Source organism: Acinetobacter sp. GQ146 (assembly GCF_059758585.1).
The window spans coordinates 254,753-268,972 of record NZ_JCAXDV010000003.1; the positions used below are offsets into that span (position 1 = coordinate 254,753).

The 14,220-nt window shown below is 40.6% G+C and carries 13 protein-coding genes; 7 read left to right on the forward strand and 6 right to left on the reverse strand.

All coding sequences use genetic code 11. The features are described from left to right. Positions 1-40 precede the first annotated feature (40 nt). The gene (locus tag AC6CHI_RS07210; RefSeq protein WP_498120355.1) at positions 41-1,669 is read left to right on the forward strand and encodes a PglL family O-oligosaccharyltransferase; all 1,629 of its coding nucleotides are present in this window, start codon (positions 41-43) and stop codon (positions 1,667-1,669) included. 47 nt (positions 1,670-1,716) lie between these two features. Here AC6CHI_RS07210 and bfr read toward each other — a convergent pair whose 3' ends face one another. The 6 genes from bfr to gmk all read right to left on the reverse strand — a co-directional run bounded on the left by bfr (position 1,717) and on the right by gmk (position 6,605). Then, positions 1,717-2,181, reverse strand: coding sequence for a heteropolymeric bacterioferritin subunit Bfr (gene bfr / locus AC6CHI_RS07215; RefSeq protein ID WP_498120357.1), 465 nt, complete (start codon positions 2,179-2,181; stop codon positions 1,717-1,719). A 237-nt stretch (positions 2,182-2,418) separates the two neighbouring features. Then, entirely contained in the window at positions 2,419-2,613 is a 195-nt protein-coding gene (locus AC6CHI_RS07220) for a bacterioferritin-associated ferredoxin (RefSeq protein WP_458891736.1), read from the reverse strand. A 222-nt stretch (positions 2,614-2,835) separates the two neighbouring features. Further along, entirely contained in the window at positions 2,836-3,219 is a 384-nt protein-coding gene (locus tag AC6CHI_RS07225) for a RidA family protein (RefSeq protein ID WP_044739681.1), read from the reverse strand. A gap of 74 nt (positions 3,220-3,293) precedes the next feature. After that, on the reverse strand, positions 3,294-5,399 hold the full coding sequence (locus AC6CHI_RS07230; RefSeq protein WP_498120359.1) for a RelA/SpoT family protein: 2,106 nt from the start codon (positions 5,397-5,399) through the stop codon (positions 3,294-3,296). A 223-nt stretch (positions 5,400-5,622) separates the two neighbouring features. Next, positions 5,623-5,904 carry a DNA-directed RNA polymerase subunit omega gene (gene rpoZ, locus AC6CHI_RS07235; protein WP_086209029.1) on the reverse strand — a complete coding sequence of 94 codons (282 nt, stop codon included), beginning with the start codon at positions 5,902-5,904 and terminating at the stop codon, positions 5,623-5,625. Between the two features lie 77 nt (positions 5,905-5,981). Continuing rightward, complete coding sequence (gene gmk / locus AC6CHI_RS07240; protein ID WP_458891734.1) at positions 5,982-6,605, reverse strand: guanylate kinase; 624 nt, start codon at positions 6,603-6,605, stop codon at positions 5,982-5,984. 135 nt (positions 6,606-6,740) lie between these two features. Between gmk and ispH the strand changes: the two genes are divergently transcribed. The 6 genes from ispH (at position 6,741) to AC6CHI_RS07270 (ending at position 14,216) form a co-directional block, all read left to right on the forward strand. Next, the gene (gene ispH, locus AC6CHI_RS07245) at positions 6,741-7,691 is read left to right on the forward strand and encodes a 4-hydroxy-3-methylbut-2-enyl diphosphate reductase (RefSeq protein WP_498120361.1); all 951 of its coding nucleotides are present in this window, start codon (positions 6,741-6,743) and stop codon (positions 7,689-7,691) included. A 164-nt stretch (positions 7,692-7,855) separates the two neighbouring features. Continuing rightward, positions 7,856-8,296: a pilus assembly FimT family protein gene (locus AC6CHI_RS07250; RefSeq protein ID WP_498120363.1), complete on the forward strand. Its 441-nt coding sequence runs from the start codon at positions 7,856-7,858 to the stop codon at positions 8,294-8,296. Further along, entirely contained in the window at positions 8,293-8,799 is a 507-nt protein-coding gene (gene pilV, locus AC6CHI_RS07255; RefSeq protein WP_498120365.1) for a type IV pilus modification protein PilV, read from the forward strand. Before AC6CHI_RS07250 ends, pilV begins: the two co-directional genes overlap by 4 nt. A gap of 1 nt (position 8,800) precedes the next feature. After that, complete coding sequence (locus AC6CHI_RS07260; RefSeq protein WP_498120367.1) at positions 8,801-9,775, forward strand: PilW family protein; 975 nt, start codon at positions 8,801-8,803, stop codon at positions 9,773-9,775. After that, a complete protein-coding gene (locus AC6CHI_RS07265; RefSeq protein WP_498120369.1) occupies positions 9,775-10,551 on the forward strand; it encodes a PilX N-terminal domain-containing pilus assembly protein in 777 nt (258 codons plus the stop codon). Before AC6CHI_RS07260 ends, AC6CHI_RS07265 begins: the two co-directional genes overlap by 1 nt. Positions 10,552-10,568: 17 nt before the next feature. After that, positions 10,569-14,216: a pilus assembly protein gene (locus AC6CHI_RS07270; protein WP_498120371.1), complete on the forward strand. Its 3,648-nt coding sequence runs from the start codon at positions 10,569-10,571 to the stop codon at positions 14,214-14,216. Positions 14,217-14,220 lie beyond the last annotated feature (4 nt).

Sequence of the window (14,220 nt, forward strand, 5' to 3'; positions counted from 1 at the left end):
TTGAATTACACTATGCGCAGTTCTGCAACTGTAGCACCCCATGAAATTTATACTCTCTTTATTTGCTAGTGTGTTGATTGCACTGGCATGGCTTTTGCCTGTTCACTATCGCCCGTGGGTTACCTATACAGGTGAGCTTTTTGCATTTTTATCCCTGTTTGCATTAGCAGCAATTTTTCTACAGCAAAAAATTAAATTGCCTATGGTGACACTACCGCTTGTCGTTATGGCATTTATACCTGTAGTGCAATGGATGTTTGGGCTGGAATTCTTTTTTAGTGTTGCCCTAATTTCCTGCTTGTTTGTCATTGGTTTCTGGTTAAGTGTTGTATTGGGCTACAACTTATCTTTAACTCCAAGAGATCGGGAACAAGCCTTCACTGTTTTTAGTTATGTTCTACTAATAGTTGGAACTCTATCTGGGCTGATGGCAATCGCACAGTGGCTCACCATTGAAAACCATATTCCAGGGATTGCAAATTTGCGTAGCAATAGACCATATGCAAATTTTGCTCAGCCGAATAATATGGCCACGTTTCTTATTCTCTCGTTAATGTCCAGTTTGTATTTATTTGAGAAAAGTAAAGTTAAAGTTTGGGTGTTAAGTTTGTGTTCATTGGTTATTTTGGTGGCATTGGTCTTAAGCCAGTCTAGAACCTCATGGGTTGTTTGTATCCTATTTTTGGCTTATTTCTTCTATCAGCAGTACCTAGGATATTTGCGTCTGAAATGGTATGCAATGTTGACTTGGGTCGGCCTGTTTATTGGGCTGATTCTAGCGCTGCCAATAGCTGATCATTGGATTGCGCAAGCATCTCACTTAGCGATTGCAGATTCTCCAACTGCGATTGAGCGCGCAAGTAGCGGTCACTTACGCTTAGGTATATGGCAGCAAATGCTGTATGCCATTTCGGATCGACCGTGGTTTGGTTATGGCTGGAATCAGACCAGTGTGGCACAGGTGTCAGTAAGTGAGTATTATCGTATCCCTGAATGGGTGCGTAGTTCGCATAATTTTGTCTTAGACTTTTTGGTCTGGAATGGTTTGCTGATTGGATTGCCATTTCTAGCTTATTTAATGTATTTGGCATATCGCCTCATTAGTCGCGTGAACTCCACTGAATCGGTGATTGGAATTCTCATGATTATTGCAGTATTGGTGCATGCCTTATTGGAATATCCACAGAACTACGCCTATTTCTTATTACCATTGGGTTTTATTGTTGGCTTGGTGCTGTCTCAAGACAACCAGTTAAAAGTATGGACGCTTGCACCCAAATATATGCAAATCATGTTCATTGTCGGTGGCTTACTTTTAGTTTTGATTCATCGTGATTATATGGTGGCTGTGCCCAAACTCAATCAGTCGATGCGTTATGAGAAGACACCAGAAAAAATCACCAATCATGATCGAATTTATGTTCTGGATGAGCTCAGTCGTAGAATTGCATGGATTCGACTCAATCCGAATACGCTGCTCAGCAAAGTTGAATTACAGCAAATCTATGAAATGGTACAGTGTTATCCAACCAAGTATGATTTGTTGAAATATGCACGTGTGCTTGCCTTCAATGGAGATGAGCGGGGTGCGCGTCATCAATTATGGTTGTTAAAACAGTTGAAACATGTTGATGTAAGTTATGAGTCTTTATTGGCACCCACGCAATAAAAGACCTTAAAAAAGCCAGCTTTTGCTGGCTTTTTTAATAATCAAACTTAAAGCTGGCTTTGAATATAATTTTCAATCCCAACATTTTCGACTAAATCGAGTTGTGTGGTGAGCCAGTCCCAATATTCTTCTTCTTTTTCTAGAATTTCTTGTACCAAGTCACGTGTAACATAATCCATGGTTTGCTCGGCCAAGGTTACCGCAGTTTGAATACTTTCAATATTTTCTTTGACTTTACGAATATCGCAGTTCAAAACTTCAACCGTATGTTGACCAATATACAGTTTGCCTAGATGTTGTAAATTTGGCAGACCTTCTAAGAATAAAATGCGTTCAATAATTTTATCGGCATGTTTCATCTGGCGAATCGATTCTTTATATTCCGCAGAACCGAGTTGTTCGATACCCCAATCATTAAACATACGTGAATGTAAAAAATATTGGTTAATGGCAGTTAAATGATGATAGAGCACCTGATTTAACTGGTTAATCACATCGCGATTGCCTTTCATAGCCTAGACTCCATCAATCAATGCTGATTTAAAATTGTATTCGGGTCTTATAGCCCAGTTGTACTATAAATCTTAAACAAGAATACTGGGAAAGGCGAGTGCTTTATAGAACAGCAAATGAAAATCGCAATCAAAAACAATTGGATATTTAGAAAAATAAAGCCCGCTTAGAGTCGGAAGCGGGGGAGGAGGAATGATCAATTAGATCATTATATTTATCGTTATGGTTATTAAGGCTTAAGCAGCCACAGCAATACGAGCCGCAATTTCAGCAATTTCATCGCTAATGATGGCACGTGCTTCAGGTGCGCAACGACCACAGCAAGTACCCAAATCAAGTAAATCGCGGATTTCACGATAGCTTTCAGCACCGTTGGCAACGGCATCTTTAATATCTTGATCTGTAATACCACGACATAAACATACGTACATTTGGGGCTAACCAGAGTAAATTAAATACGATAAGTAATATTATTGATAATTGTTATCGTTTGTCAATTAAATTCATCTGAAAAGAGAATTATTATCATTGGGAATTTAAATAAAAGAATACTATTTGAGCGGAAATCCGAGTGTTGCTCGGATTTTCGCGCAAGAGAGTTATAAAATTTTGAACTAAATATTTAAGGCAGGATATTGAATTAATTCTATAAATTACTGTGGAATAATCACAATCCCATCCATTTCTACCAAGGCGCCTTTTGGAAGGCTAGCAACGCCTAAAGCAGCACGTGCTGGATAAGGCTGTGCAAAGTATTCGCCCATAATCTGATTCACCAACTGGAAATTAGATAGATCAGTCAGGAAAATATTCAGTTTGGCGATATCGGCAAGCGAGCCACCCGCAGCTTCACAGACCGCTTTTAAGTTATCAAATACACGACGGATTTGCGCTTCAATGCCTTCAACCAACTCCATACTGTACGGATCTAAACCGATTTGCCCTGAAAGATAAAGTGTTTCACCGACTAAAATTGCTTGAGAATAAGTACCAATAGCGGCAGGGGCATTTTCTGTATGAATGACTTGGCGGGACATCGATTTCTCCTTTTATATCTCACTACATCTTAAAGGATTGTATGCGGATACAGAAGCCCTATCGTTTTTAATGATCAACTTGCAATAGAGGCTTCTGTCGCACTTAAGGGCATGGCAAGACGAGTAATTCGTGGGAAGCCATAATGCATACGTAAGTCGCGAATAATCTGGGCAATTTGCTTACGGTTATTAACTACGATATTGACATAGGTTTTATGGTCGTAGTTGCGGACCATTTCTACCCCAGTTTTGGCTTTACGGCATTGATAAATCAAATCAGAAATTTGTTCATCATTCATTTGCATATCAATACACAAATAGGCCGTAAAACTGACGTCATCCAGATCTTCTGAAGCCCATTGTAGTGGCATGATATTTTCAGGATGTAAATGCTGCTCATGCAATAAATTATGGCAGCGTGCGCGATGCACAATCAGTCCACGACGGGATAAATGTCCTTGAATTGGATCACCGAGGACAGGGTTGCAGCAATGCGCATATTTGACATCCACGCCTTCCGTACCTTGAATTAAGCGATCGGAGCTATGTTCTTCGACAGATTGCCCTTGTGCGAACAAATGATTTGCAACCAACTGAGGTAATAAATCCCCAACCGCAATTTGTTCAAATAGACGCTGTTTAGTTTCAAGATGACGCCATTCTAATAAGTCGAGCCAATCATCTTCGGTTAAATCATCTGTAGAGCGGTTAAACAGTTTGAGTGCGCGATTTAAGGCTTGTTCACCGACCAATTGTTGTTCTTCGACATCTTGATCACGCAAGATATTCTGAATCGCACGTCGGGCTTTTTGGGTGTTGATAAAGCTGAGCCAGTCAGGATTCGGGGTTGCTAAAACATCTGTAATGATTTCGATCACTTGCCCACTGAGGAGTGGGGTCGAGAGGGGTTTGGTTTCCCCATTAATCTTCGCCCCGACAGCATGGTTGCCTAAAAATAAGCTGGCTGAGTAGGCAAAATCGACAGCAGTTGCCCCTTGTGGCAATTCGTGTAGTTGGCCGTGGGGGGTATACACCCAAATTTTTTCTTGATGCAGATAGTCGAGCAAATCATTGAACGTGGTCTTGGCGCAGCTACTGTCAATCAGGACATTCAAATTCTGCATGGACGCTTGAATTGCTGAGCGACAGGCTTGAGGCGCACTTTCACCTAAGACCACACCAAAGCGTGCGGCTTTGCGCATCAGTTCAGTTTGTAAAGTGAGTGAGAGCGTGGTTTTTTCGCCTTTGAGGCGCATCATCAAGGATTGATTGCCGCCTGGTAAAGGTCGACGAATATGATCTTGATACGACAGGACTTGGAAATGCTCTTTGAGAATTTCAGCGAGGTTATCGCAATCAGCAATACTTTGTAGAATGATTTCAAAAGCATGACTATGAGTCAGTTCTTGCAAATCAATATCATTTTTCACAAAGTGACGAAGTAACTCAATATTATTGTTTTTCTTTTTAATCCGACCAGTAATTTGGTTTTGCTGCAACAGTGAGGTGAGATTTCTTTCCCAGATGGCTTGATATTCGCAGCGTTTTGGCTTGGTTTTGGCTAAAGCTTCTTGCACATTGTTGAACATGTCCAGATCAAGATTCTGATAACACAAATGTTCAAGATTGTCCGCCATTTCATTCATGCCGACCAATCGCGCCATAGGCACAAACACATCAAAGGTTTCTTGGGCAATACGCGCACGTTTGTCTGGACGTAAGGATTCCAGCGTGGTCATATTATGATAGCGATCTGCTAATTTAATAATAATGACACGTGGATCTTGTAGGGTAGCTTGTAAAATTTTTCGGAACGATGCCGCTTTGTTATATTCTTTATCGCTGGAATGGCTAAGTTTGGTTACTCCATCGACCAGTTCTGCAACGGTACGACCAAATTTTTCACTGATATCATCTTTGCTAAAATCGGTATCTTCAATGACGTCGTGCAATAAGGCAGCCATCAGGGTCTCAGCATCCAAACGCATATGTGCCAAAATACAGCTGACGGCTATCGGATGTAGGATGTACGGTTCACCACTTTTACGGGTGATACCATCATGCGCAATATCGGCATAATCGCAGGCCGCAAGCACTCGTTCGACTTCACTTTCGTTAAGATAAGCGTCGATAATCACATTGAGTTGTTGTTTGGCTTGGCTGACTTCTGCGCCTGGCATATAACACCTTTACCTATACCATGAAAAAGCTATTCATCATTTCAGTTTTTAATAAAAAGCAAAGTGCGAAACTTGTCAAATTTTTTGTGCAAAATTCGCAAATCGTCAATTTAAAAAAATAGAATGGTTTGAGTTAATGTTATAACTGTTCTTGAAGAAATATTAAAGTTCCAAGCGAAAAAAAGCCTAGTTAAAAACTAGGCCTTTACGTAGTTTTTCGATCTTATTGGAAAGAAAAACCATCTAAATTAAGATTGTTTGCTGAAAGTGCAAGATCAAGGCTTGAAGTTTGGTAATCTTGTTCACGTTGCTTCAAAATATCTTTTGAAACGTGACCAACTGCGATTTCACGTAAAGCCACAACAGTTGGCTTGTCGTTGTCCCATTCTACAGTTGGTTCAATACCTTGACGTGCCAGTTGACGCGCACGTTTGCTTGCCACTAGTACAAGCTCAAAGCGGTTGTCTACATGGTCTAAACAATCTTCAACGGTTACGCGTGCCATAAGAGTTCTCGTTTAAATGTTAATGCTGAAACAGACTGTGCAGTATAAAATGCTTTCAGTTGAGACTCAAGTTTTAATCACGACTCAACCGGAGTGATCAACTTCTGAATCAAATCTTGGTGGCGGTTGGCTTGCTGTGTCAGAACCAAACGATTGGCGGTAATTACCGATTCTAAATCGTGCAGCGCTTTATTAAAGTCATCGTTAATAATGACATAGTCAAAATTAACGAACTGCTGCATGTCTTCTACAGCACAGCTTAAGCGATGTTCAATCACTTCCACACTGTCTGTGCCGCGGTTTGATAACCGTTGACGTAAATCGAACTGGCTAGGTGGTAAAATGAAAATTTGTTTCGACTCTGGAAATAATTTACGGACTTGCTGCGCACCTTGCCAGTCAATTTCCAGTAAAACATCATGTCCTTTGGCCAATTGTTCTTTTACGGTTGCTTGAGCTGTGCCGTAATAATTGCCAAACACTTCAGCGTATTCAATGAATCCACCTTGTTCAACCAAGGCAAGAAAGTCATCTTTTTGAGTGAAATGGTAGTGTACACCATCGAGTTCGCCGGGACGTTGTCCGCGCGTGGTATGGGACACAGAAACATGTAAATTATTTACACGTTCAAGTAGGGCTTTTACGAGAGATGTTTTGCCAGTTCCTGACGCAGCAGAAACGACAAACAAGAGACCCGACATGATATTTTTCCTGATATGATAAAATATCTTCTCTATTTTAGAGTAGACGAGCCGCAAACAAAATAGCTAGTCGTATTTTAGTTTGCATAAATTTAGCAGCATCTGACGAACATTTAAGTGAACAATGAGGGTTTTATGGAAATTGTATTGGCTAATCCGCGTGGTTTTTGTGCAGGGGTAGACCGAGCCATTGCGATTGTAAATCGTGCACTTGAATGCTTTCAGCCGCCAATTTATGTGCGTCACGAAGTGGTACATAACAAATTTGTGGTGGATGATTTACGTCAACGTGGGGCGATTTTTGTTGATGAGCTGGATGAAGTACCAGACGATAACATTGTGATTTTTAGTGCACATGGAGTGTCTAAAGCTGTACAGCAGGAAGCTGAACGTCGCGGCCTAAAAGTCTTTGATGCGACCTGTCCATTGGTGACCAAGGTGCATATTGAAGTGACCAAGTATGCCCGTGAAGGCGTCGAAGCGATTCTGATTGGACATGAGGGTCATCCCGAAGTAGAAGGCACGATGGGGCAGTATGATAAAAACAATGGTGGTGAAATCTATTTAGTGGAAGATGAGGAGGATGTCGCACAATTAAACGTCCGTCATCCAGACAAAGTTGCTTTTGTCACGCAGACCACGTTATCGATTGATGATACTGCAAAAGTGATCGATGCGCTTCGTAAAAAATATCCGAATATTCAGGGGCCGCGCAAAGATGATATTTGCTATGCGACTCAGAACCGTCAAGATGCGGTGCGTGATTTGGCGGCACAATGTGATGTGGTCTTGGTGGTCGGTTCTCCAAACTCATCGAACTCGAATCGGTTGCGTGAATTGGCTGAACGCATGGGCAAAGCTGCATATCTGGTCGATAATGCAGAACAACTACAGCAAGACTGGTTTAATGAAAATACTAAAATTGGGGTGACAGCTGGTGCATCAGCCCCTGAAATTCTGATTAAACAAGTGATTCAACGCTTGCAAGACTGGGGGGCGAAAGTTCCTGAAGAATTGGCGGGTCGTGAAGAAAATATTACCTTTAGTTTGCCAAAAGAGTTACGTATTCCTGTAACCCAGGCTTAAAGTGATAATCGCTTAACATTTTATTTTTATTAAATATTTGACAGATGATTGTCTTTTTGACAATCATCTGTTTTTTTATGCCTTTTATCTAGTTTGTGTTCGTTTTGTAAAAAAAAGAAATATGATTTTGAATAGGGTAAAGGTTTGTTGCCTAGGGGAAAAGTATGCGAAGAAGTAGAGGCTTCACCTTAATTGAGTTGTTAGTGACGATTGCGGTGTTGGTGATTATAGCAATGCTTGCTGCGCCTTCTTTTAAGGATTTAATGTTGAAACAAAACTTGAAAAAAAGTTCTCAAGAATTAGCTGAAGTATTGACTAAAGCAAGAGCAAAAGCAGCTTTTGAGCGTAGACAAATTACAGTGCAATTAAATACGGCAGAAGTTGCAGACACTGAAACTCAATTGAATTGGATGCCAAATGGCAAAGCTGTGTTAAAGAGCGGCTCTCCAACGACCATTACATTTCTCTCGACAGGCTTAGTAAAAGATGCGACTTCCGACACTTCCTTTGTGGTTTGCGAACAGTCTTCGGGATCTTTGTCTAAAACAGTCAGTATTTCAAAAATGGGAACCATCCAGCAAATTGCTGAAGGAACATGCTCATGAACTCAAAGATGTCTAGTCAGAATGGTGTGGGCTTAATCGAGATTTTGGTTGCTTTGCTGGTGTTGGCTATTGGTATTTTAGGTTTTGTCGCATTGCAATATCGAGCAGTAGAGGCAACATCGGAAGCCATTAATCGTGTCCAAGCTATGAATATTGCGCGAGATATGGCTGAGCGTATTCGAGCTAATCGAGATGGACTGGCAGCATATAAAACTCAAACGGAAACTGCCACTAATCAAGTTGCATATAATACAAATTGTATGACAAGTGCTTGCAGCGCTGCAGATTTGGCTGACTTTGATGTGTCTCAAGTAACAGGTAAGGCGGCCGACTTGGGGATGACGGTTAATATGTTGTCTTGTGCCGGCAATAGTGATGGTCGAAATTGCTTATATGTTGCTTGGGGAGATACCAGTGCGACGGATGGTACGGGTACGGGGGACTGTACCAATGGGACCTCTTATAATCCTAGCTCTACCTGCGTAATTATGGAGACCTATTAAAATGAAGAATAAACAAATAGGTTTTACTTTAATTGAACTCATGATTTCTTTAGCGTTGGGGCTTATTGTTGTCGCGGCTGCAATTCTATTATTTTTAACGGGACAAAAAAGTGTTGCGATGCAAAAAGGCGTGGCTGAGCTTCAGGATAACGCCAATTTTGGATTGAATTACATCACCAAAGATATTCGCTTAACCAATTTAAATGTTAAGAGTGCCACGATTAATGATCAATCACCTTATGGTGGTGTAGTCTTAAGTTCTTCTAATACAGTAACAAATACTAATGTATATCTGTCTGCAGCGGCACTTGATGTTAGCCTGATGTCAAAAGGTGATTTAACCAGTAATGTTGTAGATGGTAGTGGGGCAGCTGTAAATAGTGATCAGTTGGTGATCCAATATTTGCCACAATATACTTTGGATAATAAAAATACGCTTTCTGATGAGAGTGATGATGAACTGGTGGGTGGCTTTGACTGTGAAGGACAAGAGCTCCGGTTTAGTAAATCTGCGGGCTTACAAATGGTGGTACAGCGCTACTTTTTAAGAGCGGATAGTAATAAAGCAAATAATGAAGGTTCTCCATTAGCTTTGGCTTGTGATGCAGGGTATTACTCGCTAAGTACACCAAGTTCTATTCAGGGTTATGGTGGCTCTGGTGAAATTATTATGAAACGGGTTGATCATTTTAGGGCGTTATTAGGTGTGCAATATGCAAATGGTACACATCGTTATCTTCCTATTGCATCGTATATGGCACTAACTGCACCGCGTCCGAGAATTTTGTCGATTCAGTTGGGTGCTCTTGCTCGATCTACACAATCAATGGGTGGCGATGCCCTTATCAAAGCTGATCAAACTTTTCAGGTTTTAGATCAAACGGTCAAGTTAAAAGCGATGACTGATCCTAAATATATTCGTCAGGTGGTTTCACAAACGATTGCTTTGCGCAATGCACTTGGGGAGCGAGAATAATGAAAACAAAACAAGAAGGTGCGACTTTAATCGTTGTTCTAATTCTATTGGTCATTATTACCGTGATTGGAACATTGGCTATCAGAAGTAGTTTGACCGCTTTAAATATTGCAACCAATAGTCAAGCACAGCAATTGTTGGTGCAAAATTCTGATTCAGCCATTTTTAATGTAGAGAATCCTGCATTATTGCTCAAAAATACAGCCTATGATGGATTGTTTGGGCAAGTTAAAACTGATGCGAATAAAGGCAAAGAGCTGGTCTTTTGCTATCGAGGAGCATCTAGCAGCTTTTATGACTATAGTCAGGCAAGTTTCATGCAATGGGTTTCTGGAACAGCGCCTTCAAACAGTGAATTGGGGTTAGATGGTTACTGTAAAATCGATAGTACAGCGAACTTTTTTACCAGTGGTCGTAGAGCAGTCATGACTCAGGTTGCAGTTAAAGTGAATACGAGTACGGATAGCCAATCCGTTGGTTTAGATCAAGCATTTCAGCATATGCAGCTCGGTACAGATGTGGATTCTGCAAAGATTGATAAATCTGAAAAAATATTAGTGACAGCAACATCTATTGTACCCGCGTTAAGTTCTGCATCCGATGACGATATTAATGCGTGTTTTTCTCACCATATGAATCAGGTGGTTATTCCTAGTGGTGTAACAGCAGCTCAGGGAATGAATAAAAGTGTTTCTGAATGTTTGCAAGATCTAGGCGTGCCAGTAAATACTCAAGTCACTGAATATAACTTAACACAAGCTTTTAACAGAACTTGATATTGAGGGATTAAGTAATGAAAAATATAGCGAAAATAATGACATTTAAGCTCTCAGTTTTAGCTACGTTAATGCTGTGTGTAACGGCTAATAATTATGCTAGTGATATTGAGATTTATAAAGCACCTTCCGCTGCAGATGGAAAGGCTAGGGTAATGTTGAATTTAGATAATTCAACATATATGTCTGGAGAACCTAGCGGAACGAATAGCCCTAGTACTATTAAAGAAGATTTTGGGGCAGGTTTAAGCTGTGACCCACCAACAGGTAATAAAAAATATCTTACAGGGACTCAAACTCGGACATATCCTTCGGGGGCAAGTTATACGTACGATACGGCATACTGTACGATTTCTAAGTCAGATGCTGATATTTCAGCAAAGAAAAGTGCTATTGAAGCATTTTGTGATTTAGATGCAGCTAATACAACTTATACATGTTATAGCCGGTTAACGATGTTAAAGCGAAATGTTCTAGACGTATTGAATGATGCTAGTTTAGGTGCTGGTGTTTCTATAGGTCTTTCATTTTTTCCTAGACACACTACATCACCTGCAGATGGTAGTGCGGTGATAAAATATCCAGTACCTTTGGGCTGGTATAAAATGAATCCATCGACTTATGAAGTAACATTATGTACAACGGATCTTTCCGGTTGTACAAATGGACGGGATGAGTTAAGTCAGATTGTTGCTGGCCTTCGTATGTCAGACACCAATAAGGGTGAGAGAAATGTGCGCGTTGCACGGAGTTATGGTGCCTCAGCTTATAGTTTATTGACAAATCCAGATGGAACAGATTTGCATGCTGCACAATGTTCAGGTTACGGGATTTTCTCTTTGACATCTGGACTTCCCGATGATGACATTATGTTTAGCGATCAGCCTACCAAAGGAGTAAGTGCTGCAACACAAATAAATAGTGTCTTACAAACGGGATATCGACTGACATCTTCACAATGTTCCGATAGTGGTAGTTCCACTGTTGATCGGAGTTGGGAATGTATTGGTAATGCAGCAGATTTACTAGCTGCAAGTAAAGCTAGACTTGCAGTTCCTGTTAAATCTGCAGTTGTAAGTTATGGAACAGGCTTTTCATTCTCGCCAGACCTTTCAGAATATGATCCTGAAATGACTACAGCTCTTATGATTCAACAAGTCATTGATGAAATTGCAGCAGAAGCGACCAGTAATCAGAAAAGTTTATATAATGCGAAAAGGGATGCTGCGATATCAGGGGTGAAAGGTGGTGGAGGCTATTATGCCATTAATGAAAATAACCGCTTGCCTGCTACTATTAAACGATTTATCGAAGAAGTCTCTGAAGTAAATATTCCATACCTTACCACAGGGGCACCAACGATTCCTCAAGATCCACTAAATCCTGCTTTAGTACAAAGTAATGCTTATTTTACACAGTTTAAACCGACACCTAAAGTTGTAGATACTGATGGAAGTCGTTTATGGGTGGGTAATTTAAAAAAATATCACGTGAATGCAGCAGGACGTCTCTTAGGTAAAAATAGTGCAGTAATTGGTGTAGCTGAAGAACAGTTGGACGTTGTGGATCAGTTAGGGCGCTTAATTAATGGTACTCATGATTATTGGGCACCTGATGTCAGTACAAACTCAACGATTGCACAAAGTGATGAAAACACTTGGGGGAGTGAGCTTTATGCACGTATGGGGGGGGTGAAATCACAATTACCCCTTGGAACCTCTATAGTTGATAGTGTAACAGTTGAAAATCGAAAGTTATTAACCAACCGTGTCATAAATAGCTCAGGCGTTGCTACAGAAGGTACCACATTAACAACAATTGAACGGGCAACATATGCTGCCAATGACCCAAAGCGTTCTGACATTATGACATTGCTTGATTTACGGCAGGTTGGTGCGATGATGCATTCATCACCATTACTTTTGTCGAACGAAGGCAAAGTGACATACGATACTACTGAAAATACTCTTTTGACCACTAATCGCGAAGATTATGTATTGTTTGGTACAACACAGGGAGTTTTACATGTGGTCAAAGCGGATGACTACACTTCCACGAATAAAGGGGGAAGAGAGGTCTTTGCTTTTGTTCCAAATGAAATGATTAATAATCAAAGTCAGGCCTTTTTGACACCTGAATCAACAACTGGCGGAACTGCAAGTCTATTTTATGGCATAGATGCACCTTGGGCTGCCTATACTGAGTACGTACCAAAATCTGATGGGACTTTAACCGTAGGTACGGGTAAAACCATTACTGTTGAAGGAAGTAGTAGCCAGTTACAAGGTAAACAGCTGGTTTATGGCGGTTTGCGTATGGGAGGGCGCAGTTATTATTCACTTGACCTACATGATATGAGTAATCCTGCTTTAAAATTTCATATTGATCCAGCGACACAAAAAGTTTACTACAATAATTCCAGTAAAAGTTTCGCGCCTTTACAGTATATGGGACAAAGCTGGTCGAAACCCAAAATTGCATGGGTGAACTGGAATGGTAGTCGTAAAATGGTCATGTTTGTTGGTGGTGGTTATGATGCTGGTGGCTCCACAGGTACTGCAAACAATGGTGGTTATGAAAGCGATACCTATAATCAGACCAATGGAGTCGGGGCGGGAGTGTATATGTTTGATGCCCTGAATGGTGATTTATTGTGGTGGGCAAGTAATAATGCTGTGACTGGAGATACTACGGCAACAAATGGAGTTCCTGCGACTGCAACAACAGGTGTAATAGCTTTAAAAGACAACGATCTAAAATATAGTGTTGTAAGTGAAATCAAAACGGCCGATCGAGATAATGATGGTTTAGTTGATCACCTCTATTTTGGAGATTTAGGTGGTCAAGTATTCCGTATTGATTTAAATAATAATGCATCTACGATAGGAGCATTTGCTACCCGCTCAACCCGCATCTTAAATATGCATAATACAGCAGCGGGCTACAGTCCGCGCTTTTATGCAGCCCCATCTTTTGCAATTTTTAAGGATACGGTAAGTGGTCAATTATTTGCGGCAATTTCTATCGGTAGTGGTAATTTAAGTCATCCTTTAGCAGGTTATGATTCAGGTCGTAGCTATGATGCTTTATATACGATTTATGATAAAGATGTCACAAAGTCTAATCTTTATTCTTCTTCAGTTAGTCTAGATACACATGATGTATCAGTAGGAAATAGCACTGCTGCATTAGCACTGAATGAAATTACCTTAGCAAACCGTTTTCAACAGACTGCAGAGCAAATGGTTGCACCAATTGCTCCTTATGCGAGTTCTTCTGGTTGGTACTATCAACTTACAGGTGGTAGTAAAATCCAAAATGAAAAAATATTTTACACACCTTCAGTAATTGATTACGACCTTTATGTGAGTAGTTATGATTCAAGCCGTTTAGGTTTAACCGGAACATGCGGTGGTGGTGTGCAAGGGGTGAGTAAAGTACAGTTATTCTGTATGCCATTTGGTCAATGTTCCGCTGCCGATTATCCTGACCGCACTACAAGTAATTATAGTGATGAGCATGGGCCAGGAATTCAAAACCATGCGATTGCCAGTGGTGGTGATGGTACTACGCGTTTAGTAGGGGGAGCGATTATTGGTAATAACTTAAATGATCAATATGCAACAACTATTAAATTAATTGCACAACGCTGGTATGAAAAATAAGAGG